Origin of the sequence: Arthrobacter bussei (assembly GCF_009377195.2) — a bacterium.
GTDB classification, from domain to species: domain Bacteria; phylum Actinomycetota; class Actinomycetes; order Actinomycetales; family Micrococcaceae; genus Arthrobacter_D; species Arthrobacter_D bussei.
Window position 1 is genome coordinate 943318 of sequence record NZ_VJXX01000001.1, and the last position, 21874, is coordinate 965191.

At 70.0% G+C, this 21874-nt stretch carries 20 protein-coding genes; 12 read left to right on the top strand and 8 right to left on the bottom strand.

Annotated elements, in window-relative coordinates; translation table 11 throughout:
* Window positions 1–3 precede the first annotated feature (3 nt).
* Entirely contained in the window at window positions 4–1440 is a 1437-nt protein-coding gene (locus FNH21_RS04440; protein WP_055767768.1) for a gamma-aminobutyraldehyde dehydrogenase, read from the bottom strand.
* Window positions 1441–1607: 167 nt separating this feature from the next.
* Here FNH21_RS04440 and FNH21_RS04445 point away from each other — a divergent pair, with 167 nt between their 5' ends.
* Together FNH21_RS04445 and FNH21_RS04450 are read left to right on the top strand one after the other, a co-directional pair.
* Window positions 1608–3140: a PucR family transcriptional regulator gene (locus FNH21_RS04445; RefSeq protein ID WP_152812568.1), complete on the top strand. Its 1533-nt coding sequence runs from the start codon at window positions 1608–1610 to the stop codon at window positions 3138–3140.
* 141 nt (window positions 3141–3281) lie between these two features.
* Window positions 3282–4526, top strand: a complete 1245-nt coding sequence (locus FNH21_RS04450; RefSeq protein ID WP_152812570.1) for a sensor histidine kinase — start codon at window positions 3282–3284, stop codon at window positions 4524–4526.
* A 231-nt stretch (window positions 4527–4757) separates the two neighbouring features.
* Here the strand turns inward: FNH21_RS04450 and FNH21_RS04455 are convergent, their stop codons facing one another.
* Window positions 4758–6443: an ATP-binding protein gene (locus tag FNH21_RS04455; protein ID WP_152812572.1), complete on the bottom strand. Its 1686-nt coding sequence runs from the start codon at window positions 6441–6443 to the stop codon at window positions 4758–4760.
* Between the two features lie 235 nt (window positions 6444–6678).
* Here FNH21_RS04455 and FNH21_RS04460 point away from each other — a divergent pair, with 235 nt between their 5' ends.
* From FNH21_RS04460 to FNH21_RS04470, 3 genes are read left to right on the top strand one after another with little or no spacing between them, the layout of a single operon-like run.
* On the top strand, window positions 6679–7779 hold the full coding sequence (locus FNH21_RS04460) for a PP2C family protein-serine/threonine phosphatase (protein WP_152812574.1): 1101 nt from the start codon (window positions 6679–6681) through the stop codon (window positions 7777–7779).
* Between the two features lie 53 nt (window positions 7780–7832).
* Window positions 7833–8165, top strand: a complete 333-nt coding sequence (locus FNH21_RS04465; RefSeq protein ID WP_055767755.1) for an STAS domain-containing protein — start codon at window positions 7833–7835, stop codon at window positions 8163–8165.
* Entirely contained in the window at window positions 8158–8619 is a 462-nt protein-coding gene (locus FNH21_RS04470) for an ATP-binding protein (RefSeq protein WP_152812576.1), read from the top strand. The genes FNH21_RS04465 and FNH21_RS04470 overlap by 8 nt, the downstream gene beginning before the upstream one ends.
* A gap of 235 nt (window positions 8620–8854) precedes the next feature.
* Here FNH21_RS04470 and FNH21_RS04475 read toward each other — a convergent pair whose 3' ends face one another.
* Window positions 8855–9823, bottom strand: a complete 969-nt coding sequence (locus tag FNH21_RS04475; protein WP_152812578.1) for an alpha/beta hydrolase — start codon at window positions 9821–9823, stop codon at window positions 8855–8857.
* Between the two features lie 149 nt (window positions 9824–9972).
* On the opposite strand from FNH21_RS04475, the gene FNH21_RS04480 reads away from it, so the two are divergent.
* The 3 genes from FNH21_RS04480 to FNH21_RS04490 all read left to right on the top strand — a co-directional run bounded on the left by FNH21_RS04480 (window position 9973) and on the right by FNH21_RS04490 (window position 11571).
* Window positions 9973–10608 (top strand): trimeric intracellular cation channel family protein, encoded by a 636-nt coding sequence (locus FNH21_RS04480; RefSeq protein WP_152812580.1) that lies wholly within the window; start codon window positions 9973–9975, stop codon window positions 10606–10608.
* Window positions 10609–10669: 61 nt separating this feature from the next.
* Window positions 10670–11095, top strand: coding sequence for a hypothetical protein (locus tag FNH21_RS04485; protein ID WP_191931608.1), 426 nt, complete (start codon window positions 10670–10672; stop codon window positions 11093–11095).
* A complete protein-coding gene (locus FNH21_RS04490; RefSeq protein ID WP_152812582.1) occupies window positions 11095–11571 on the top strand; it encodes an HIT family protein in 477 nt (158 codons plus the stop codon). The genes FNH21_RS04485 and FNH21_RS04490 overlap by 1 nt, the downstream gene beginning before the upstream one ends.
* 140 nt (window positions 11572–11711) lie before the next feature.
* Here the strand turns inward: FNH21_RS04490 and FNH21_RS04495 are convergent, their stop codons facing one another.
* The 4 genes from FNH21_RS04495 to FNH21_RS04510 all read right to left on the bottom strand — a co-directional run bounded on the left by FNH21_RS04495 (window position 11712) and on the right by FNH21_RS04510 (window position 15941).
* Window positions 11712–12536 carry a DUF559 domain-containing protein gene (locus tag FNH21_RS04495; RefSeq protein ID WP_191931609.1) on the bottom strand — a complete coding sequence of 275 codons (825 nt, stop codon included), beginning with the start codon at window positions 12534–12536 and terminating at the stop codon, window positions 11712–11714.
* 219 nt (window positions 12537–12755) lie between these two features.
* The gene (locus FNH21_RS04500; RefSeq protein ID WP_191931610.1) at window positions 12756–13850 is read right to left on the bottom strand and encodes a polyprenyl synthetase family protein; all 1095 of its coding nucleotides are present in this window, start codon (window positions 13848–13850) and stop codon (window positions 12756–12758) included.
* A gap of 9 nt (window positions 13851–13859) precedes the next feature.
* Window positions 13860–15176, bottom strand: a complete 1317-nt coding sequence (locus FNH21_RS04505) for a geranylgeranyl reductase family protein (RefSeq protein WP_152812586.1) — start codon at window positions 15174–15176, stop codon at window positions 13860–13862.
* Window positions 15177–15941 (bottom strand): demethylmenaquinone methyltransferase, encoded by a 765-nt coding sequence (locus FNH21_RS04510; protein ID WP_191931611.1) that lies wholly within the window; start codon window positions 15939–15941, stop codon window positions 15177–15179.
* A gap of 169 nt (window positions 15942–16110) precedes the next feature.
* On the opposite strand from FNH21_RS04510, the gene FNH21_RS04515 reads away from it, so the two are divergent.
* The 4 genes from FNH21_RS04515 to FNH21_RS04530 all read left to right on the top strand — a co-directional run bounded on the left by FNH21_RS04515 (window position 16111) and on the right by FNH21_RS04530 (window position 19997).
* Window positions 16111–17457: an isochorismate synthase gene (locus tag FNH21_RS04515; protein ID WP_152812590.1), complete on the top strand. Its 1347-nt coding sequence runs from the start codon at window positions 16111–16113 to the stop codon at window positions 17455–17457.
* Between the two features lie 112 nt (window positions 17458–17569).
* Window positions 17570–18370 (top strand): basic amino acid ABC transporter substrate-binding protein, encoded by an 801-nt coding sequence (locus FNH21_RS04520; protein ID WP_152812592.1) that lies wholly within the window; start codon window positions 17570–17572, stop codon window positions 18368–18370.
* Between the two features lie 77 nt (window positions 18371–18447).
* Complete coding sequence (locus FNH21_RS04525) at window positions 18448–19233, top strand: ABC transporter permease subunit (RefSeq protein WP_191931612.1); 786 nt, start codon at window positions 18448–18450, stop codon at window positions 19231–19233.
* Window positions 19233–19997 (top strand): amino acid ABC transporter ATP-binding protein, encoded by a 765-nt coding sequence (locus FNH21_RS04530; RefSeq protein ID WP_422108758.1) that lies wholly within the window; start codon window positions 19233–19235, stop codon window positions 19995–19997. The genes FNH21_RS04525 and FNH21_RS04530 overlap by 1 nt, the downstream gene beginning before the upstream one ends.
* On the opposite strand, the gene menD is transcribed toward FNH21_RS04530, so the two are convergent.
* A complete protein-coding gene (gene menD / locus FNH21_RS04535; RefSeq protein ID WP_191931613.1) occupies window positions 19998–21800 on the bottom strand; it encodes a 2-succinyl-5-enolpyruvyl-6-hydroxy-3-cyclohexene-1-carboxylic-acid synthase in 1803 nt (600 codons plus the stop codon).
* Window positions 21801–21874 lie beyond the last annotated feature (74 nt).

The following is a 21874-nucleotide window of genomic DNA, read 5'->3' on the forward strand; positions in this document are numbered from 1 at the left end:
CGATCAGGCGTCCAGCACGCTCATGACGTGCTTGATGCGGGTGTAGTCCTCCACGCCGTACATGGAGAGGTCCTTGCCGTAGCCGGAGTTCTTGAAGCCGCCGTGCGGCATCTCGGCCGTGAGCATGATGTGCGTGTTGATCCAGACGGCGCCGAAGTCGAGGTCGCGGGAGACACGCATCGCGGTGCCGTGATCCGTGGTCCACACGCTGGAGGCGAGCGCGTAGTCCACGCCGTTGGCGAGCTCCAGCGCCTCCTCCTCGGTGGCGAAGGTCTGCACGGTGAGGATGGGACCGAAGGTCTCCTGCTGCACCACCGGATCGTCCTGGCGCGCACCGGTGATGATGGTGGGCTCGAAGAAGTAGCCCTTCTCCCCCGCGCGCTTGCCGCCGGTCGCGATGCTGCAGTGTGCCGGCAGGCCTTCGATGACGGAGGTGACCGCGTTGAAGTGGTTGATGTTGTTGAGCGGCCCGAAGTAGTTCTCGGAGTCGTCGGCGCTGCCCGTGCGCAGGGTCGCCGTGTGCTCGACCATCGCGGCCACGAGATCGTCGTGTGCCTCCTCCTGGACCAGCACGCGGGTGATCGCGGTGCAGTCCTGGCCGGCGTTGAAGAAGGCGAACTCGGTGATGGCCTCCGCCGTCTTCTTCAGGTCCGCATCGGCGAAGACGACGGCGGGAGCCTTGCCGCCGAGCTCGAGGTGGGCCCGCTTGAGGCCCTTCGCAGCGCTGGAGGCGACGGCGATGCCCGCACGGACGGACCCGGTGATGGACACCAGCCCCGGCACGGGATGCTCGATCATCGCCGCGCCGGTCTCACCGGTCCCGAGCACCACGTTCAGGACGCCGTCGGGCAGGATGCCCTGGGTCAGGCGTGCCAGCACGAGGGTCGACTCGGGCGTGGTGTCACTGGGCTTCAGCACCACCGTGTTGCCGGCCGCGAGCGCCGGACCGATCTTCCAGATGGCCATGAGGAAGGGATAGTTCCAGGGGGCGACCTGCGCGACGACGCCGATGGGCTCGCGGCGCACGTAGGAGGTGTGGCCCTCCATGTACTCGCCGGCGGACTTGCCCTCGAGGATGCGCGCGGCGCCGGCGAAGAACCGCAGCTGGTCAGCGCCCACGGCCACCTCTTCGGCGGCGATCATCTCGCGCACCTGCCCGGTGTTGCGGTGCTGCGCCTCGACGAGCTCGTCGCTGGCGGCCTCGACGGCGTCGGCGAGCTTCAGCAGCATCAGCTGGCGCTGGCTCGGGGTGGTCCGCTTCCAGGTGGTGAAGGCACGCCGGGCGGCCTGCATCGCGTCGTCGACGTCGGCCGGGGTGGAGACGGGCGACTGCGCCACGACCTCGCCGTTGGTCGGGTTGACGATGTCGAGGAGCTGATCACGAGCGCCGGCGGGCACCACGAAGTGTCCGTCGATGTAGTTCTGAAGGGTCTCGGCCACGCTGCAGCGCCTTTCACGGGGTGTCTTCGCACGCTCGTGCCGGTGCCGGTCGACGTGCGCGTTTCAGCAGAACGCTACCGGCGGTCAGTAACCCACGCCACGTGTTGTTGCACAGTAAGCAAACCTGTGTGCCGTGCACAGGTACAACTGTCCCCTACGCTGGTGGCATGGCCATCACGCTGCCCGATCTCCTCGCGGACCCCGCACTGGGCCTCGTGGCCGAGGGAGCGGCCCGGCCACCCGCACAGCCCATCCAGTGGGTGGCGGTGACGGAACTGGAGGACCCCCGGCCGTTCCTGAACGGCGCCGAGGTGGTCCTCACCACCGGTGTCCGCCTGAAGACGGGCGCTGCACAACGGGCCTTCGTGCGACGGGCGCATGAGGCCGGCGCCCTGGCGATCGGCTTCGGGGTGGGCCTGACGCACCGGCGGATTCCCGCCGCCGTGCTCGCCGAGGCGGACGCCGTCGGACTCGCCGCCTTCAGCGTCCCCTACGAGGTCCCCTTCATCGCGATTGGCAAGAAGGTGGCGGATGCTCTCTCGGCCGCGCAGTACGCGGGTCTCGAGGAACTCCTCGAGGGCCACGCCGTCCTCGCGTCCGCCCTCCTCGGAGCTGGTGGCCTCGCAGCGCTCCTCGGCGAGCTGACCCGGATGCTCGGTACCGACGTCGCACTCTTCCAGTACGGGACGCGCATCGCGGACGCTCGACGGACAGGCGCCCGGCGCCCGCCGGCGGCGTCACCACGCGCCGCCGCCGCGGACCGCGCAGCCGGAGCTGCGGACGCTGATGCGTCAGGTGCCGACTCCGACGACGCGGCTTCCCCGGTCCCGACGACCTGGCATCGCGTGCCCATCGCCACCGGCCTGAAGGACCGCTGCACCCTCGCGATCGCGGAGCCCTACGCGCACGCCGCCGTCGTCGACTACGCGCAGAGCCTCATCTCGGTGGAACTCACCAACCAGGCGCGCAACCGGACCGGCGCCCGCACGGCGACCGGCCAGTTGCTGGAGGACGTGGTGCGGGGGACGCTCGCCGGGCCCGAGGCCGCGGCGCGGCTCGCCAGCTCGGGGATCGACACCACCGCACGGCACGGGATGCTGATCGTCGACGTGGCGTCGGGGCAGCGACGCAGCCTCAGGACGCTGCCGCTGCCCTACGGCTGGGACGGTGTCTCGGCCGGGGTTGTCGACGAGCGCCTGGTCCTCGTGCTGCCCGCTCCGGCGAGCCATGATCCCGCGCCGCTCGACCCGGCGGAGCTCAGCCGGTATCTGCACGGTGCCGGCCTGACGGCCCGTATCGGTGTCGGCGGCGCCTACGCGCAGCCCACGGGCCTGCGCTGGAGCTACTTCGAGGCACGGGAGGCCCTCCAGCGCGGGCAGGCGGTCAACCGTGCCGACCGCCTCAGCCTGACGTCGCTGCTGATGTCCAGCGCCGACGTACCCCTCGCCGACCTCGCCGCCGAGACCCTCAGGCCCCTCGAGGACTTCGACGAGGCACACGGGGCGGGTCTCGTCACGACGCTCCAGCGGTACCTCGACCTCGACGGCTCGGTGGCCGCCGTCGCCGCCGACCTCGCGCTCCACCGCAACACGATCCGCTACCGGCTCCAGCAGGTGGTCACCCTGACCGGGTACGACGCCGCGGTCACGGCCGATCGCGTCCACCTCTACCTGGCGCTCAGGGTCAGGGCGCTGGGCTGAGGGCTGCGGAAGCAAGCCCCCTGACCACCCATCCCCGGCGCCCGACTGCACGAAAACCTGTCACGCACCGCTCGGCCGGCCCGCACCCATGGGATAGTTTGGAGCGACGTACACCGGTCTCAGGAGTCTTCGGGGGTATCCATGTCACTGCTTCAGGCCGACGAGCCACACCTGCGGGAAGTTGCCAGGCGGGCGGTCCTGCAGGACTACCGGCTGCCCTACGGCGAGGCAGGGGGTGCTCCGGTCCAGGAGGTCGACTACGAGACGCCGCCGGAACTCCTCAACCTCGTGAAGCTGGCCGTGCGCGTCAGCGCGATGGACATGGGTGTCATCAACATCATCACGGCGGACCAGCAGCACCAGATCGCCGCGGTCGGGGTGGAGGCGTCGGTGTGCTCCCGCGACGACTCCATGTGCTCGAAGGTCTTCACGTCCGGGTCCATCACGGCAGTCCCGGATGCCTCCCTTGATGCGCGCTTCGCCGACAACCCCTTCGTCAACGGGGGAATCGCCGAGGTCCGCTCCTACGCCTCCGTGCCGCTCCTGACCGGGTCCGGCTACGCGCTCGGCTCGCTGTGCGTGTTCTCCCCACGCGTGCTGGCGCTCGGGCCCGAGCAGCGTGAGGGCCTCGAGATCCTCGCGCGTCAGGTCGTGGAGGTCCTGGAGCTGCAGTACAAGACCAGACAGCTCCTCGAGGCGCTCGAGGTGGTGCGTCGCAGCAACGAGGACCTGGCCGGCTTCGCGGCCCGCGTCAGCCATGACCTCAAGAATCCGCTGACGGCGATCCTCGGCTACACGGAACTGAGTGAACAGGACACGGACGTCCCGGCGGCGGGACCGGCGGCACGGTACTTCAGCATCATCCGGGGTAGCGCGAGCCGCATGCTGACCACGGTCGAGGAGGTGCTGGAGTTCTCGCGCATCGGTGGGGCGATCACCCGGCGGCCCGTACGTCTGGCCACCATGATGAACGCCGTCCTGCAGGACGTCCTCCCGCTGAGCAGCGCCTCCGACGCGCTCGTCACGGTGCAGGATGCCCACCTGTTCGTCGACCGAGCCCAGGTCATCGCCCTGCTGCAGAACCTCGTGTCCAACGCGATCAAGTACTCGACGCCGGGCAGTCCGCCGCGCGTCGAGGTGGTCGCGAGCCTCGGCGAGACGCAGGTCCTGCGGATCATCGACCACGGCAAGGGCATCGACCGGGAGGATCGTACACGCGTCCTCGAGCCCCTCGTCCGCCTCCAGCGCGACGGCGACCCGGCCGGCAGCGGCATCGGCCTCGCGACCTGTGCCCGGATCGCGCGGGCGCACGAGGGCTCGATCAGCATCACGGCGACACCCGGCGGCGGGACCACGGTGACGGTCGACCTGGGTCCTGCCGCCTGAAGCCCGAGGGCTCGCCTGTGCCCTGCGGTCTGAGACCCGCGGGCACGGGCCTGGGGCCGCAGCCCGAGGCCCGAGCGCCGCATTCCGAGGCCCGAGCGCCGTGGGCTACGGGCTACGGGCTAGGGGCTACGGGCTACGGGCTACGGGCTACGGGCTCAACCTGTCCGGCGAGGGCGATCCTCGGAACCCGCGGCCCGACACTCACGGCCGGGATCCTCGGTCGTCACCGCCCTAGTACTCCTGCGCCTGCAGTTCCTGGTCCTGCTCGGCCCGGGCGAGCGGCAGCCGGAAGGTGAACGTGGACCCCTGGCCCTCGACGCTCCGGCAGCTGATCGTCCCGCCGTGCCGCTCGACGATCGCCTTCGAGATGGCGAGGCCCAGGCCCACGCCCGGAATGGCCGCATTGCGTGCGGCCGAGGTCCGGAAGAACTTCGAGAACACACCGCGCAGTTCCTCGGCCGACATACCGCTGCCCTCGTCGGTCACGCTGCACTCCACCGCACCGTCGATCTCCGCCGCCGCGATCGTCACACGCCCCCCCGCCGGAGAGTACTTGACGGCGTTCGAGAGCAGGTTGTCGAGGACCTGGCCGATCCGCGGTGCGTCACAGAGCGCCACGAGGTCACGCCCGGTGAGGTCCTCGAACCGGACGAGCGGATTGCCGTTGCGCTCCTGCGCCGCCCCGACCCGCTCCCTCACCAGGGAGGAGAAGTCGGTGGGTACGGGCCTGATCTCCGGTGTGCCCTCCGCCGTGGACAGCAGGTCCACCACGAGCTTGTGCAGGCGCTCGGAGTTGCGGGACACCACCTCCAGGCCGGAGGCGACGTCGGGCTCGAGGTCCGGTATGCCGGTCAGCAACTCGAGATATCCGCGAATGGCGGTCAGCGGCGTCCGCAGTTCGTGGGACACCGTTGCCACGAACTCGTCCTTGGCGTTGAGGGCGCGCACGAGTTCCGTCACGTCGTTGAACGTCACCACGGATCCCTCGCGTGTGCCGTCCTGGTTGGTCATCAGGCGCGACGACGTCGACAGCACGCGCTGGTTCGGGAGTTCGCCCCACCAGAGGAGGTAGTCGGAGAACACCTGGCCCTCGGCGGCGCGGCGCGTCGGGCGCCGGTTCTCCGGCATCGGGGACGTCCCGTCCTGCTGGAAGATGCGGAGGTCCTCCTCCGCGGTGTCCGAGGCCGTGCCCGCGAGGGCCCGGAACTGCTCGAGCTTGCGGTTGGTCAGGAGTGGGCGTCCGCGCTCGTCGACGGCGATGAGGCCGATGTCCACGCTGTTGACCACGGTGTCGAGCAGGCGCTCGCGCCGGGCGCTCTCCTCCAGCAGCTGCTGCAGCGCCCGGTCCTTCTCCTCGACGACGTCCTGCTGCGCCATCATGCTGGCGGTCATCACCCGGATGGTGACGCCGATCGCGAGCATGATGAACGGGAGCAGGAAGGACTGCGTCAGGGACTGGGAGGTGACCGCGGTGTCCGTCACGAACACGGGCACCCAGACGACACCGAGCGCCGCGAGGAAACCGGCGGTGAGCGCCGCTCGGGGATACAGCCCCGAGGCGGCCAGCCAGATCACGGGGAAGACGGTGAGGAGCCCCACACCGGTGATCACCGTTCCCGCGCCGTAGCGCATGAGGCCGATCGGGATGAAGTCCAGGAGCGGGATGATCAGGAAACTCGCATGCGGCAGGCGGTCCCACGGCACGAGGAAGCACAGCGCCAGGAGGACGGCCTGGAGAGCGACACCGATGAGGAAGGGCCGGCTCTCGAACAGATCAGGGTGGAACAGGGATCCGCCGACGAGGATCAGGATGACGGTCAGCGAGAGGGGCAGCTGACTGAGGACGACCCGGGCGCGCAGGGTCAACTCGTGGAACTGTCGCGTATTGAGCGTCAGGTAGGAGAGCACCCTGTCCATCCGGCGGCCACTTCCCCTCGTGCGTCGTCGAGCATCATTCCGTCGCGGCATGACGGCGCCGATGCGCTCAGGCGCGTCGGCCTCCACAGACTAGCGCGGTGGACCGTCGATTTCGGAGGGCGGAGAGCGGCCCCGGCCTCAAGATCACATCAAGATCGGCGCAACAACCCGAGCAACATGGCGAAGGCCCGGCGCGCGTGCCGGGCAGCGCGCGCCGTAGCGTTTAATGAAGTCCATGACTGTCTCCCCGGAGCCCCGCCGTGCACTGGTTGTCGAGGACGACGTCGACATCCGGGGCCTGCTCGTCCAGATCCTGAAGCGCGAGGGTTTCACGGTGACCGAGGCCGCCACCGCCCGCGAAGGCCTGGAGAAGGCGCGCGCCGGGGCCGATCTCATCACCCTCGATCTCAACCTCCCCGACGGCGATGGTGTCGAGGTGTGCCGAGAGGTCCGCGAGTTCTCCGACGCGTACATCCTCATGATCACCGCCCGCACCGATGAGATCGAGCGACTCACGGGCCTCGAGACCGGTGCCGACGACTACATCAGCAAACCGTTCAGCCCGCGCGAACTCGTGGCGCGGATCAATTCGCTGTTCCGCCGCCAGAGCCGCCAGGCCGCAGCGGACGTCGCGCACGCCGACGAGCGCCAGCGTGCCGCGGAAGTCCAGCAGAACCTGCTCCCCCGGGACCGCCTGGCGCTCCCGGACTACGAGCTCGCCGGACGCTTCAGGCCGTCCCGCAGCGTCGGTGGCGATTTCTACGACTGGTACGGCACGGCCGACGGCCTGCACCTCACCGTCGCGGACGCCATGGGCAAGGGGATGGGCGCCGCCCTCGTCGCGGCGACGGTGCGCGCGATCATGCGCTCGGTGGCCACACAGCCGAACCTCGAGACCGCCTTCGCGACGGCGGCCCGTGCCACCGAGGCCGACCTCGAGCAGACGAGTTCCTTCGTCACCCTGTTCCATGGGCGCCTCGACGCCGCGACCGGCGTCGTCGGGTACGTGGACGCCGGCCATGGACTGGCCCTCCACGTCATGGCGGACGGCAGCGCCGAGCGGCTTCCCTCGGCGGGGCCACCCGTCGGCGCGTGGCCCGACCAGACCTGGGCGGCGGGAACCGTGCAGCTCGAGCCGGGGGACGCACTCGCGATCGTGAGCGACGGCCTGCTGGACATCTACGAGACGGTGGAGGAGTTCACGGAAGCCGTCGCCGGTGTCGTCACCGCCTCCGCGGGGGTGGAGGAGGCCTGCGCCGCCCTGCTCGACATGGCGGACGTCCCGGAGGTGGCGGACGACGTCACCGTCGTCATCCTCCAGCGCTCGCCCGCCTAGCCGGCGCCCCCACGATCGACCACCACGGACAGCACCGCCGGAAGGACGTACAGATGGAATTCAGCACGCAGGACAAGGGCCGCTACACCGAGGTCACGCCGAGCGGACGGCTCAACATGGTCGCTGCGCCGAAGCTCCGCGAGGTCATCGACGGCGTCGTCAGCGCCGGTGGCCGGCGGATCGTCGTGAATCTCGCCGAGACCACCTTCATGGACTCGTCCGGGCTCGGAGCGCTGATCGGCTGCCTCAAACTGGCGCGGCAGTCCGGTGGGGACCTGCGGATCGCCGCCGTGCAGCCGCAGGTCAACATGGTGCTGGAACTCACCAGCATGCACCGTGTGCTGACGCCCCACGCCACGGCCGAGCAAGCGTTCCCCAATGACTGACAACCTGGCGCGACGCGTCCTCGAGGAACCGGCCACCGAGCAGGCGATCGAGGATCTGCACGGCGTGCTGGACCAACTGTGGCTGGACGCCGCCTTCGTGCCCCAGCTGGACCAGATGGCTTTCACGACCGCCGTCATCGAATCCGCAAGCAACGTCGTGCAGCACGGTGTCCCCTCACCCGGCGCCACCCTCCATCTCGGCGTCGAACTCACGGTGTCCGCGGAGCGATTGAAGGCGGTGATCAGCGAGATCGGGGCCGCGCCGCACGATCCCGTGCCCGACCTCGATGACCTGCCCGAGCCCTCGCTGCCCGACGAGGACGCCCTGCTGGAGGACTACGACGAGTCCGGTCGCGGTCTGTCGATGATCCGTGCCCTGGTCACGACGGTGACCGTGGAACGCCAGGGTGACACCAACGTGTGGGTCCTCTCCAGGGATTCCGGCCAGGACTGACCCGATCCGGACGGGTGCGCCGTCGTCCGTACACCCCCGGCGGCAGCAGCTGTATACCCTCCGGCGGCAGCAGCCGTATATTCTCCGGTGGCAGCAGCGCCTCCGGGATCATCACGTCCCGGTCGCTCCCGGAGGGCCGGTGGCTACGGCAGTGCCCACTGCCTCAGGAGGGCCGCCCACCATCCCCCGGGGCCGTCGGCTACGGAAGTCCCGGCCGCTCCGGGACGCCCTGCGGTTATGGAAGTGCCGGCCGGCCGAGGAACGCGGCGATGTCCGCGTAGACCTCCTTCGACTCGGGCAGGCGGGGGAAGGCCGGGAACACGTGGAACCCGCCCGGGTACACCTTCATGGTGACGTCCGCGCCCGCTGTGACGGCACGGTCCCGGAAGACCGTCGCGTCCGCCATGCAGACATCACGCGTGCCCTGGTAGATGCGGGTCGGGGGGACCGTCGCCAGCATCTCCTCCGGGGCGCATGCGGGGCTGATGAGGGGCGACCTCGGGTCGTCTCCCCCGGCCCACCACAGGCCGGCCTGCACGCCGCCCGCCACGGACAGCATCGGGTCCACAGCGTCGTACTTCGGGATCTCGGGGTTGGTCCCGGTCACGTCGAGCCATGGTGAGAACGCGACGATCCGCCCCGGTGCAGGTAGCCCTGCCTCATGGAACGCCCAGGGCTGCGCGACCGCCAGCCCGCCGCCGGCGGAGTCCCCCATGAGGGTGACATCCACCGGGTCGGCCGTCCGCAGCACCTCCCGGTACACGGAGACGAGATACGGGAAGGCCTCCCGGTAGGTGCTCTCCGGAGCCAGCCGGTAGAGCGGGACCGTGACCGCGGCGCCCGTCCGCTTCGTCAGTTCGGCGATGATCCACCAGTGCGGGCGGCCGAGCTCGTTGATGTAGATGCCGCCGTGCGTATAGATGATGTGCGACCTCGTCGCACCGAGCAGGGGGCGCACGGTGATGGTTCGGACCCCGTCGATCCGCTTCTCCTGGATGGTGTGCGTCTGCTTGAAGGTCCAGGGGACCGCTGCAGTGGACGGGTAGGTCCGCCCGGGGTACGTGGCGTTGACCCAGTCGGTGCCGTTCAGGTTCCGCTTCGTCGGCAGGAGGCCGATCAGGCGCGAGGCCGTCCGCATGGCCCACGAGCCGTCCTGCGTGCTCGGCTCGACCGTCCCGGGACCCGCTGCGTATCCGCTCGTCATGGGGCCAGCCTAGTGCGGTGCACGGAGCCGGGGTGCCTCTGTCATGCTGGTGAAGCCCGTCCTGTCGTTCGCCGGATCCACGCGGTACGCCCCGTGCTCGTGTCCGTCCCACCCGTCGGTCATCGTGAAAGAAGGAGCCGCTCGACCAGATGGACACCGCGTCGCACATCGCCCTCGCCGCAGACCTCCTCGGCGTCTTCTTCTTCGCCGTCTCCGGGTCCCTGCTGGCGGCGCGCAAGGGGTTCGACCTCGTGGGATCCCTCCTGCTGGCGTCCCTGGCCTCCCTCGGCGGAGGAGTGGCGCGCGACCTCATCATCGATGTCCCCCCTGCGGCCTTCAACAATCCCGCCTACCTGGTCCCGCCGTTGCTCGCGACCGTCCTCGTGTACTTCGTCTTCTCCGGTGTGGAGCGGGTCAAACGGGTCCTGGTGATCTTCGACGCCGCGGGCCTCGCCCTCTTCTGCATCACGGGCACCGTGAAGGCGCTCGATGTCGGGCTCAATCCCGTCTCCGCCGTGCTGCTGGGCGTCACCACCGCGGTGGGCGGCGGCCTGCTGCGCGACGTCGTCGCCAACGAGATCCCCCAGCTCTTCGACCCGCGTGACATCTACGCACTGCCCGCGATGCTCGGCGCCGTCGTCGTCGTCGTCCTCTACCTGACCGGGACCTTCACGATCGTCACGGGCATGCTGGCGGCGTCGCTCGTGTTCTCCCTGCGCGTTCTCGCCTGGCGCTACGGCTGGCACGCCCCGCTCGCGTCCCGCACCTGGAGCGCACGGAGGTAGCCCGCGCTTGCGGCCCGACGGCTAGGATGGACGCACCCCCGCCACCACTCCTGGAGTACCTGTGACTGAGCTGTTTTCCGACAAATTCCGCGCCCTGGTGCCCTCGTACTTCGAGGACGAGTGGGCCGAGGAAGACGGGCTGACCGAGGACGAGCTCGCCGAGATGCTCGAGGGCAAGGACTTCGAGCTGCCCCTGGCGCTCCGCGAGTTCTACCGTGCGGTGGGTGCCACCGAGGACATCATGGAGGCCTTCCACTTCTTCTGGGACCCCGACGAGCTCGAGATCGAGGACGGCTTCCTGCTGTTCCTCGAGGACGAGGACGAGCAGTACACCTGGGGCATGAGGGTGGAGCAGCTCGACGTCCCGGACCCGATCGTCTGGCGGCGCAACAATGCACGCGGCGAGTGGCAGAGCGAGGAGGGCACCTTCACGGAGTACGTCCTGGATCTCTTCGAGTGGGTCTTCGAGGAGGACGACGAGAACTGATGGAGTTCGTCCACCACGCTCCCGAAGGCTACCGGTGCCCGTTCTGCGACCTGGCACGGGGTGACTTCAGCAATCCGAAGAATCTGTGCAGGCCCGGGGACGTCATCTACGCGGACGACCTCGTGCTGGCGTTCATCGCCTCGCACGGCTTCGAGCCGAACCCCGGTCACGTGCTCGTCACGCCCCGTGAGCACGTCGAACTGCTGTACGAGCTGCCCGACGACGTCGCCGCCCGCATCATGACGCTCACCCGGGACATCGCCGTCGCGATCAAGCTGGCATGGGAACCGGACGGTGTCTCGACCCGGCAGCACAACGAGCCCGCCGGCAGCCAGCACGTCTGGCACTACCACCAGCACATCCTGCCGCGGTGGCACGACGACGGCTTCTACTTCACCCCGAAGCGCCCCATCGTCGATCCCGCCGTCCGGGCGCGGAAGGCCGACGAGCTCAGGTCCTTCCTCCCGACGAGGTAGCGCCCACCGGCATCCTCCTGGTGCTGCTGCGGCCTCGAGGCGCCCTTTCGCCCCCGAAGCGCGTGTCGTGCGGGGACACGCCGGTAATCCGGAGCAGTCGGCCCGGAATGCCGCGCACGAAGCGGCAGCTGCGCTCACCGTCAGCGGACGGGACGGCGGTCGAGCGCCGCGAGGACCATCGCAAGGACATCGTCCGGCTGAAACATGACGTCCTCGTAGCAGAAACGCAGCACCAGGTAGCCGCCGATCACCGTCATGTTGTTCCTCCTGCGGTCACGCCGTAGTGCCTGCCGGTCAGAATGGAACGCCGCTCCGTCGATCTCGACGATCAGGTGGCCCTCCACCAGGAAGTCGACACGACCCACTCCCGCGATGTGGACCTGTGGCCGGACGTCGAGGCCGGCACCTCGCAGCAGGAGGCGTGCCACGACCTCGATCGCGGACTCCCCGGTCAGATCCACCGACGCCAGGGCAGTGCGGGCCACGCCGTTGAACGAACCGCTCAGCCTCGATCCGACGAAGGCCGCCGTCGTGGCACCGCGTCGGAGCGCGCACTCCACCACAGGCACCGACTCCTCCGGCGGGCGGCACTGCAGGACATGCACGAGGACATCGGCGAGTCCGACCAGCGGCATGCGGGGGTGCGGAGGAACGGATCTTCCCCGGTGATTGATACATCCCTCAGCCGATCGCCCGGCCCGGCTGACGTGCAGGACCGACCACGGCCGGACGCACCAGAGCCCGTAGTGGGTGGCAGCGGACAGGCAGGTCAGGCGTGCTCCCGCTGCCAGTGCACGGACGAGGTCGGGCGGCGCCCCGGGAAGGGCCAGGACTCCCCGTCGGATGCGGAGGATCCGGCCGTCATCGATGGAGCGCTCGATCGCGCGCTCCCCCGCTCCGCGCTGCAGGAGGGTGGAGGTGCGGGCCACCCCGCCGGAGGACTGGAGGATCTGCTCGGGTGTCATGGGTCCAGCCAAGGTGCTGCAGCCCGCCGTCGCCGGTGATCCGGCTGCTATGTGGACCGGCCGAGCACTCGCAGACGGCATGGGGATGCGGCGTCGTGCACGTGCTTCGGCGAGCGGAGCGCGTGTCGTGGTGCGGCACGCCGGGGATCGGCACCGACCGGCCTCGAAGCCCGTGCACGAAGCCGCAAGGGCACAAGCAGACGGAACGCGGCAGGACCGCTAGACGTCCCGGCTGACGACCGCCTGCGCGAAGCTGGCCAGCGCCTGCTTCACCACGCTGTCCGGCAACGGCTCGAGGGCGGCGACGGCGTCGTCCGCCCACCGCTGCGCCACGGCCCACGCAGCCTGCGTCTGCGGGTGCGAGCGGACGGCGGCGACGGCCTCGGCCAGCGCCTCGTCGGAGGTCAGGTCACCGTCGACGAGGGCGACGACGTCCGCCGCCGAGCTGTCTCCGGCAGCGGCGGCGCGGCGCAGGAGGATCACCGGAAGGGTGGGGACACCCTCGCGGAGATCGGTCCCGGGAGCCTTGCCGGACTTCACCTTCAGGCCGGTCACGTCGATGACGTCGTCGGCGAGCTGGAAGGCGACACCGACCTTCTCGCCGTAGGACACCATGACATCGACGACCTCGCGCGGGGTGTCCGCGAAGAGCGCGCCGAGCTGCCCGGAGGCGGCGACGAGGGAGCCGGTCTTGTCCGCGATCACGGAGAGGTAGTGCTCGAGGTCGTCCTGGCCGTCGCGGGGACCGACGGTCTCGTGCAGCTGCCCGAGGCAGAGCCGCTCGAAGGTGCGGGCCTGGATACCGAGGGCCTCCCCGCCGAGTTCGGACACGAGGATGGAGGCGCGGGCGAAGATGAGGTCACCCGTGAGGATCGCGACGGAGTTGCCCCAGACCTCGTGCGCGGTAGGGGCGCCACGGCGGTAGGGCGCGGAGTCCATGACGTCGTCGTGGTACAGCGTGGCGAGGTGGGTCAGTTCGACGACGACGGCGGCCTGGACCACCTTCGCGCGGGTCGGGTTGCCGAGGTGCGAGGCGAGGATGGTCAGCAGGGGCCGGATGCGCTTGCCGCCCGCCTCGACGAGGTGGCGGCTCGTGGCGTCGGCGAGGGGGTCCGAGTTGGCGATGGCTCCGCGGAGCTGCTTCTCCACCTCGGCGAGGCAGGACGAGACCGACGGCCCCAGGTCCGGGTCCTCGGCGATGAGGGCGAACCCGGGAGGCAGGCGCAGAGCCTCGGAGTCGTCCGCGATGTCCGCCGTGTCCAGCGCGCTGCCCCGGCCCACGCTGGCCCATCCGGAGTTGAAGGATTGTGTCACGGTCTAAGACTAACCACGTGCGACGGCGCCATGCGCACGAAGGGTGCCCATGACGGACGGCTGGTTGGTGGTGGGCGGGACGAGGGACTCGAGCAGATGGATCACGCGGTCCTCGAAGCCGCGGCCTCCGGCGTCGGTCAGGTTGGCGAGCATCCGGACCACGAACCGCATGAGCAGCGGGACGGGCATGCCCGTGCGCAGCGCGAGGGAGAGGATGGCCGGCTTGCCGATCAGCTGGGCGAAGATCCGGCCCAGCGTGAAGTGGCTGCCCCACTGCTCGCGGACGTAGGGTGCGTAGGCCGACATGACCTGGTCGCGGCCGAGCGGCGAGGAGACGGACCGGGACCGCTCGATGAACTCGGCGGCATAGCGTGCCGATTCCATGGCGTAGGAGATGCCCTCACCGTTGAAGGGCGAGACCATGCCGCCGGCGTCGCCGAGGAGCAGTAGTCCGGGACTGTAGTGCGGCGTGCGGTTGAAGCCCATGGGCAGGGCCGCCCCCCGGATCTCGCCGACCTGGTTCTCGGGCGTGAAGCCCCACTCGGCGGGCATGCCGCCGGTCCAGTCACGCAGGACCTGCTTGTAGTCCAGCTTCCCGAACTCGGCGGAGGAGTTGAGGATGCCGAGCCCGACGTTGGAGGTTCCGTCCCCGACGCCGAAGACCCAGCCGTACCCGGGCAGCGGTTTCCCGGTGGCGTCCGGCAGCTCGAGCCAGCCCTCCATCCAGTCGTCGCTCGTGCGCGGGCTCGTGAAGTAGGTGCGCACGGCGACCCCGAGGGGGCGGTCGTCGCGCTTCTGCATGCCGAGACTCACCGCGGTGCGGGTGGAGTTGCCGTCGGCCGCCAGGACGACGTCGGCCGTGAAATCCCGCGTCTCGCCGGTCTTCCGGCCGTCGGCGTCGAGCAGGTTCACGGTCACGCCCGTGACGCGACCGGTCTCGTCGCGGAGAGCCGTGGACACGGAGTGACCCTCGAGAATCGTTGCGCCGGCCGAGCGAGCGTGCTCGGCGAGGGCCTCGTCGAAGCCGAGGCGGGTGCGGACCAGCCCGTAGTCGGGGAAGTCGCTCAACTCGGGCCAGGGCACCTCCACAGTGCGCTTGCCGGCGATCAGGCGGAGTCCCCTGTTGCGCCGCCATCCCTCACTCTCGTCGTGCGGGAGGCCGAGGAGCTGCAGCTCCCGCGTGGCACGGGGCGTGAGTCCGTCGCCGCACACCTTCTCCCGGGGGAACCAGGTCTTCTCGAGGACCGTGACCTCGATACCCGCGCTCGCCAGGTAGTAGGCCGCGGTGGACCCGGCCGGACCGGCGCCGACGATCAGGACGGACATCTAGCCCGCCGCCGACGTGCGTCGGGTCAGCCGGACCTGGCCCGGGAGGAGCGGTTCCTCGCCGGGCGCTGCGGGAGCCTTGACGGCGCGGTGCACGGCGACGATCCCGCCGTTGAGGTTCCGGTACTCGACGTCGTTCCAGCCGCTGTCACTGATCCAGGCGGCGAGAGCGTCCTGGTCGGGCCACGCCCGGATGGACTCGGCGAGGTACACGTAGGCGTCCGGATTCGAACTGACCTTCCGCGCTATCGCCGGCAGGGCCCGCATGAGGTACTCGGTGTAGGTGGTGCGCCAGAGGGCCACGGTGGGCTGGGAGAACTCGGCGATCACGAGGCGTCCGCCGGGCCGCGTGACGCGCAGCATCTCGGCGAGCGACTTCTTCGGCTCGTTGACGTTGCGGAGCCCGAAGGAGATGGTCGAGGCGTCGAAGGAGTTGTCCGCGAACGGGAGGTTGGTGGCGTCCCCGGCGACGAAGTCGATGTCCGGGCGGCGGCGCTTGCCCACCTTCAGCATGCCGAGCGAGAAGTCGCAGGCGACGACGTCGACCCCTGCGTCCGCGTAGGGCTCGCTCGAGGTGCCCGTGCCGGCCGCGAGGTCCAGGACCCGCTGGCCCGGTTCGGCTCCGACCGCGTCGACGACGATCCGGCGCCATCGACGCGTCTGTCCCATCGACAGGACGTCGTTGACGACGTCGTACTTGGGCGCCACGTCGTCGAACATGGCTGCTACTTCGTCAGGGCGCTTCTCCAGCGATGCACGATTCACTCCCCCAGTGTCTCAAACATTGCCGCGATGCCCGACCGGCACGGTAGGGTCCGCAGGCCCGCGCCCGCCGGGACGCGGGCGCACGCACCGGGACGTGCCGAACCTCACGGCGCAGGGCGTCCTTCCCGCAGGAAGCGGGCCGGAGCCGCCGGAGTACGCTTGGACCATCATGAGCACTCCGTCCCTCACCGCGCTGACGCCTGCGCCCGGACAGTCCCGCGGGCTCCGCAGCATCACGGTGGCACGCGGCGACATGGATCCGCAGTCCGGCCTTCTCGAGTACGTGGTGCGCAATGACGCGCACACCTGGATCCGGCGCGGCGGAGGCCTCGTGGCCTACGGCGAGACGGCCCGCTTCACCACCACCGGCCCGGACCGTTTCACGCAGGCGCAGGAGTGGTGGCGCCGCGAGCTGGCTGGCGCCGAGGTGCAGGATGACCTCGGGGTACCCGGATCCGGCCTGATCGCCTTCGGGTCCTTCGCCTTCTCGAAGACCTCGTCCCACGAGTCCCGCCTGATCGTCCCCGAGGTGGTCATCGGCTGCAGCGAGGGACGGGCCTGGCTGACCTACATCACGGACGACGCCGGCGCCGAGCTCAGCGCGGAGGCAGCCGAGGCGGCGCTGGCCGCCTATCTCGTCGAACCGGACGCGGACCGCTCCCCCGATCCCGCGGACCACCTCGGCCCCGGGGTGCTCAGCGAGGAGCAGTACAAGCTCGCCGTCGAGGAGGGCGTCAAGCACGTGCAGGGCGGCGGGCTCAGCAAGGTGGTGCTGGCCCGCGACGTCGTCGCCCACCTCGCATCGCCCGTCGCCACGGCCCAGGTCCTGCGGGAACTGGCGGTGCGCTACGAGGACTGCTGGACCTACGCCGTCGACGGTCTGATCGGATCCACGCCCGAGATGCTCATCAAGGTGGAGCACAACACCGCGCAGGCACGCGTGCTCGCCGGGACACTGGACCGCGCCGATGCGCCGGTCGATGACCCCGGCTACCCCACGAGGGTGCTCGCCGGCTCGGACAAGCAGCTCCACGAACACCAGATCGCCATCGACTCGCTCACCGAGACCCTGCAGCCCTTCACGAGCTCCATGACGTCCCACAGCGAGCCCTTCGTGCTCCAGCTGCCCAACGTCTGGCACCTCGCGTCGGACGTCACCGCGCAGCTCGCCGTCGACGACGACGGCCAGGTCCCGACATCGCTGGCCCTCGTCCAGGCCCTCCATCCGACCGCTGCGGTGTGCGGCACGCCGACGACGGTCGCGGGAGCGCTCATCCGCGAACTGGAGCACCTGCAGCGGGGTCCGTATGCGGGGCCTGTCGGCTGGATCGACGCCGGCGGCAACGGGGAGTGGGGGATCGCGCTGCGCGGTGCGGTGGTCGAGACTCCGATGCGCGTGCGCCTCTATGCCGGGTGCGGGATCGTCGAGGGGTCCCAGCCCGATGCCGAGCTCGCGGAGACCTGGAGCAAGTTCAGGCCGATGATCGAGGCGCTGGGCCTGACCGCTCCGTCCTGACCCTTGGTTACCTATAGGCAATGCCTGTAGCCTGTGACGCACATCTCTCTTTCATCGTTAGAATCAGCAGGACCTTTTTCCGATCCATCACGTCCGCACAAGTGAGGCACCCATGCTTTCCAAGAACCACGCACTGCTGGCCGCCCTGGCCGTCGGCACCCTCGCGCTCAGCGCCTGCGGCGGAGGCTCCGACGACGCCGGCTCCGGCTCCGCCTCCGGGGAGGCCGGCGGCCTGAGCCTCGTCTCCGAGGGGTCGCTGACGGTCTGCTCGGACATCCCGTACCCGCCCTTCGAGTACGAGGAGAACGGCGAGTACACCGGGTTCGACATGGACCTGATGCGGGAGATCGCCACCGGGATGGGCCTCGAGCTCGCCGTCCAGGACGTCGGCTTCGACGGGCTCCAGAGTGGAGCCGTCCTCGGCGCCGGCCAGTGCGACATCGGCGCGAGCGCCGTGACCATCACGGAGGAGCGCCAGGCGAACCTCGCCTTCTCCGATCCCTACTACGATTCCCTGCAGTCCGTCCTCGTGCCCGCGGACTCGGACATCGCCTCCATCGAAGACCTCGCCGGCAAGAAGGTCGGCGTCCAGCAGGGCACCACCGGCGCCCTCTACGCGGAGCAGAACGCCCCCGAGGCCGAGCTCGTCCAGTACCCCTCCGATGCCGAGATGTACGCCGCGATCCAGGCGGGCAACGTCGACGCCCTCCTCCAGGACCTCCCGGTCAACCTCGGCCACACCGAGGACGGCGCCTTCACCATCGCCGAGGAACTGCCCACGGACGAGCAGTACGGCTTCATCATGTCCAAAGAAGGCAGCGAGGAGCTCGTGACCGCCGTCAACGAGCAGCTGACCGCGCTGCGCGACGACGGCACGTACCAGGACATCTACGACACCTACTTCTCGGAGTAGATCCATCGCAGCCCGCGCGGCGTCGATGACGGCGCCGCACGGGCCCCATCTCCTTCGAAGGAAGGTAGTTCCTCCGCGTGAAACGCTCTACACGCAGACGCCTCACGCAGGGCGTCCTCTACGCGATCTTCGCTGCAGTCATCCTCTTCGTCCTCCTCTCCGCGGACTGGGGGCGGATCCAGCCCTACTTCTTCAATGTCGACGTGGCGCGGGCCGCCTTCCCCGAGATCCTCACCATCGCGGCCAAGAACACCATCGTCTACACGGCGATCGCCTTCGTGGGCGGCATGCTGTTCGGGCTCCTCCTGGCGCTCATGAAGCTCTCCCCCGTCCTGCCGTACCGCTGGCTCGCAACCGGCTACATCGAGCTCTTCCGCGGGCTGCCCGCCCTCCTCGTGATCTTCGGTTTCGCCTTCGCGGTGCCGATCGCGTTCCAGTGGCAGGCGCCGGGCGGCAGCGTGGGTGCCGGCCTGATCGGCCTGATCGTGGTCTCGGCGGCGTACATCGCCGAGACCATCAGGGCAGGCATCGAGGCCGTGCCCAAGGGCCAGGTCGAAGCCGCGCGGTCCCTCGGCATGGGGTCGACGTGGACACTGGTCACGGTCGTGCTCCCGCAGGCGTTCCGCATCATCACCCCTCCCCTGACGAACGAGCTCGTGATCCTCATCAAGGACACCTCGCTGCTCTTCATCGCGGGCATGGCGATCGGCGACCGTGAGCTCACGACCTTCGCCCGCGACTCCCTGACGAACTCGGCGAACGCGACGCCCCTGGTGGTGGCGGCACTGCTCTACCTGGTCATCACGCTCCCGCTCACGCAGCTGGTCGCGAAGCTCGAACGACACAACAAGAGAGGCCGGTGATCCCCGTGGCGCATGCAGCTCCGGGCACCACGGCGGTGCCAGCGATCGAGATCCGCGCACTGTGCAAGAACTTCGGCGAGAACGAGGTGCTCAAGGGCATCGACTTCCATGTGGACCAGGGCGAGGTGGTCTGCGTGATCGGCCCCTCGGGCTCCGGGAAGTCCACCCTCCTGCGCTGCGTCAACCGGCTGGAGGAGCCCACCTCCGGCACCGTGATGGTGGAGGGCATCGACATCACGGACCGCGAGACGGACCTCGACGACGTCCGCACGCGCATCGGCATGGTGTTCCAGCAGTTCAATCTCTTCCCGCACCTCAGCGTGCTGAAGAACCTCACGCTCGCACAGCAGCGGGCCAAGAAGCGGGGCAGGGCCGAGGCCGTCGAGGTGGCCCGGCGCAACCTCGCCAAGGTGGGCCTCTCCGAGAAGGCGGATGCCTTCCCGGCCCAGCTCTCGGGCGGGCAGCAGCAGCGTGTCGCCATCGCCCGCGCCCTGTCGATGGATCCGGACATGATGCTCTTCGACGAGCCGACCAGCGCCCTGGACCCCGAACTCGTCGGCGACGTGCTGGAGGTCATGAAGCAGCTCGCCCGGGAGGGCATGACCATGATGGTCGTGACACACGAGATGGGCTTCGCCCGCGAGGTCGGGGACCGCGTGGTGTTCATGGACGGCGGCGTCGTGGTGGAGCAGGGCAGGCCCGACGACGTCCTCGGCGACCCTCAGCACGAGCGGACGAAGCTCTTCCTCTCGAAGGTGCTCTAGCTAGGGGGCCGTCACGTCCGCCACCGCCCGGCGGATCCGTGCGTGGAGGTCCCGGAGCGTGCTGCGGTCGGTGCGCACCTCGAGGATGGAGCGGCCCGAGATGGGCCGCTCCATCGCCGTATCCAGCTCCTCCAGCGTCGTGGCGCGCTCGTACCGGAGTCCGTAGGCGGCCGCGAGCGCGGCCACGTCCACGGTGTGCGGGGTGCCGAACAGGCGTTCGACGGTGGCGCCGTACCGCGCCGTCGTCGTCTCGGCACCGTGCTCGAGCAGGCCGAAGATCCCGCCGCCGCCGTCGTTGAGGACCACGACGTGCATGTCCGGCTGCGGTTCGCCGCTGCCGAGGAGCAGGCCACCGACGTCGTGCAGGAACGTGAGGTCACCGAGGAGGACGCGGGTCGGGATGCCCGCCGCGAGCGCCACGCCGCTCGCGGTCGAGATGGTGCCGTCGATCCCGGCCAGCCCGCGGTTGGCGAAGACCTCGAGCGGATGCCAGTCGGTCGAGGCGATCAGATCCATGTCCCGGATGGGGTTGGAGGACCCCAGCACCAGATTGCCGTCGGTGTGCTCCCAGACGGCGTCGGCCACGTCGAGTCCCGTGAGCCGCTCCTCGTCGACGAGGAGCGAGCGGATGGCGGCGTCGGCCGCTGCCCCGGCCTCGCGCCAGCGCCCGAGCCAGCCCTCCGCCCCGCGACCCGCGAAGGCGATCAGTCCGGGCAGGTCGTCGATGATGCGTTCGGTCCGGCGCCCTTCCTCGAACCAGGCCACGGGCTCGGGCAGGTACAGCGCGTGCTCGACATCGGCCCGGGCGAGGAGCGCGGTCACCGGACGGGACAGCGTGGGCCGCCCGAACGTGACCACGCGGGTGATCGACGGGCCGAGGTGCTCCAGCAGCAGGCGGTAGGCCGCGATGCCACTGCTGCCGAAACGCGCGTTCGACGAAGGCTCGGCCAGCAGCGGCAGGTCCAGGTGGGCGGCGAACACCGCGGCTACCTCGCCGGCACCGTGTCCGGCGACGACGACCGTCGTGCCCTGACCGTCCGGAACGTCGGAGCGGGACGCGCCCGCCGAGCGCGTCGAACCCTCCGCGGCGGACTCCGGCGTTCCCGAGCCGGCTGATGCATCCGATCCGATGACAGATCCACCTGCAGCGTCCCACCCGTGTGCACCGTCCTGCTGCCCTTCCGCCTGCGCGGGGCGGGCAGATCGGAGGGCGTCGGTATCGTCCGTGCCCGGCACCAGGGGGTCGCGGAAGGCGAGGTTGAGGTGCACGGGCCCGGCCGGGCTGGTCGCCGTACCGTCGACCGGCCGCCCGAGTGCGGCGCGCAGGACGTCGGCGATGAGGTTCGTGGGATCCTCCCCCGCGCCCACATCCACGCCCGCGCGCACGTGGACGCCGAACAGCCCTGGCTGCACCGTCGTCTGGTTGGCCCCGGTTCCGCGGAGCTCGCCGGGCCGATCCGCGGAGACGACCACCAGGGGCACCGCGGCATGGTTCGCCTCCATGACGGCGGGAAGCAGCTCGCCCACCGCCGTACCCGACGTCGTCACGACGGCAGCCGGCCGTTGTCCGCCGAGGGCCAGGCCGAGCGCCGTGAAGGCGCCGGACCGCTCGTCGATGCGCACGTGCAGCCGGACGAGCCCCTCGGCCTCCGCCTCCGCGAGCGCGTAGGCGAGCGGGGCGCTGCGGGATCCGGGGGCCACGACGACGTCGGTCACACCGCCCGCCACCAGGGCCCGCACGGCCCGGGCCGCCGTCACGGCGGAACCGAGGGGAGCAGGATGGGAGGTCTCTGAGTCGGTCACCTCTCCATCCTCACATCCCGGACGCGAACGCACCCCCTCCCGACGGGGAGGGGGTGCGTGGGCCGTGCGGGTCG